The sequence below is a fragment of the Falsigemmobacter intermedius genome (assembly GCF_004054105.1).
Classification (GTDB): domain Bacteria; phylum Pseudomonadota; class Alphaproteobacteria; order Rhodobacterales; family Rhodobacteraceae; genus Wagnerdoeblera; species Wagnerdoeblera intermedia.
Genome location: NZ_SBLC01000126.1, coordinates 1 through 1750, shown reverse-complemented (window position 1 = coordinate 1750; position 1750 = coordinate 1). Strand labels below are relative to the sequence as shown.

The window sequence follows — 1750 nt, the reverse complement described above, 5'->3', positions numbered from 1 at the left end:
TTTTATATAGGAAATATAATGGTCAGGACAGCGAAATCAGCGCCTTACTTGGGAAATGTGGGACCCACCCTTTCACCAAATCAAGCCTAGGTGAGGCGATGACCTATCTGACCCAATATCGGTATGGTTTACTGAAACTCCTGGCGGACGGCCGTGTAAAGACCGGCACAACACCAGAGTCCGGCAGAGGAGCAGTTGTCTTATCTTGCTGCTGTTCGTAGTGATGATGGGGGCCAAGATGGCACTGGCCAGATCATCAACACCAACTGGCAAAACCAGAGCGCATCGGTTATTAGTACGCCGTTCACCGCGATATTCAGACTTTTTGGCACGGCTATGATATTCAATGACAATAATTGACCCATTCATTTCATTTAATATTGCCACTGTTCTTCTTCTTGTCGGAAAAATATTAACGCTGCGCGTGGAAGTTCTCCGAAGATACTCAATTCCTGAAGCGGTTGCTGGTGGTTTTCTTTGTGTCGCCGTCGTGGGGGGAATCTGGGTGTCGTCGGGCCATCGGGTAAGCTTTAATCTGGAGTTACGTGATTATTTGCTTTTGGTGTTTTTTTCGGGCATAGGGTTGAAATCCGATGTGCGCACGCTTTTAAAGGGCGGGCGGTCTATGTTCATCCTTATCCTGCTCGCCTCAGTGTTCATCACGGTGCAGAACTCTGCGGGCATGGCTCTGGCACAATTGTTCGGTTTAGACCCAAAAGCAGGGTTGATCGTTGGCTCTATTTCACTGACCGGCGGAGTAGGGACGACCTTGGCATGGGCACCTATTTTTGCTGAAAGTCATGGGATCACCAACGCGCTGGAACTCGGTATCGCCACAAATACTGTCGGCATGATATCCGCTTGTATGATCGGGGGTCCCATTTCTGCCTATCTGATCAAACGGCGCAACATTCGAGGCTCGGGGATCGCCGATCTTGATCTCGGCGCAAGCAACGACGGGCGGCACCGTCGGATTAATTATTTCTGTGTGCTCTGGGCGCTGTTGGCTTTGAACGTCACGATAATGTTCGGGACGGCTTTGCATGGACTGATCGCACAAACCGGGCTGACTCTGCCTGCATTTGTAAGTTCTCTGATCGCGGGAATTGTTCTGCGCAATCTCTTGCCAGTGGCGCCCAGCAAGCTTGTTCGGCGTGTCTGGCCCGGCACAGATGATGCCCTTGGCTTGATCTCGGATCTTGCGCTTGGTCTTTTCATGATCATGGCCCTCATGTCCCTACAGCTTTGGGAACTTGCAAGTTACTTCGATTTCATAATCGTGGTTCTTGCGGTCCAGATTTTTCTTACTATCGCATTTACAGTTATGGTGATTTTCCCTGCTATGGGACGTGATTACGAGGCGGCTGTGATTTCGGCTGGCTTTAGCGGGATTAGCCTTGGGTCTACGGCGACTGCCATTGCAAACATGACTGCTGTGGCTCAGCAACATGGGGCCGCACATAAAGCGTTTGTCATTGTCCCGCTTGTTTGTGGTTTCTTTATCGACATCGTCAATGCTTTGATTATCTCCGCATTCTTACATTGATATTGCCACGACGTCTAAGGCGATTTCATTCGGAGCTCATTGATAATATAGTTGTCTTTCATGCCTCATCAGCGGCCTCTGAACCATCCCAAAGTATCGGTGAACAGCTATATGTTCGACGGCCAGATCGCTTATGAATTCGGCACACTACACGACACGGAGGTTTTCGGGGTGGCGGTGATCGGCGAAAGCGAGTCTTCTGAT

At 50.0% G+C, this 1750-nt stretch carries 2 protein-coding genes; both read left to right on the top strand.

The features are described 5' to 3' along the window. Positions 1-195 precede the first annotated feature (195 nt). Entirely contained in the window at positions 196-360 is a 165-nt protein-coding gene (locus EP867_RS19995; RefSeq protein ID WP_164888985.1) for a hypothetical protein, read from the top strand. Next, positions 347-1546 (top strand): sodium/glutamate symporter, encoded by a 1200-nt coding sequence (gltS, locus tag EP867_RS19495; protein WP_128491080.1) that lies wholly within the window; start codon positions 347-349, stop codon positions 1544-1546. The genes EP867_RS19995 and gltS overlap by 14 nt, the downstream gene beginning before the upstream one ends. The last annotated feature ends 204 nt before the right edge of the window (positions 1547-1750 follow it).

What these genes read in the sequence shown, in the direction of transcription:
- gltS (WP_128491080.1), top strand. Translation starts at nt 347, where the DNA reads ATGACAATAATTGACCCATTCATTTCATTTAATATTGCCACTGTTCTT.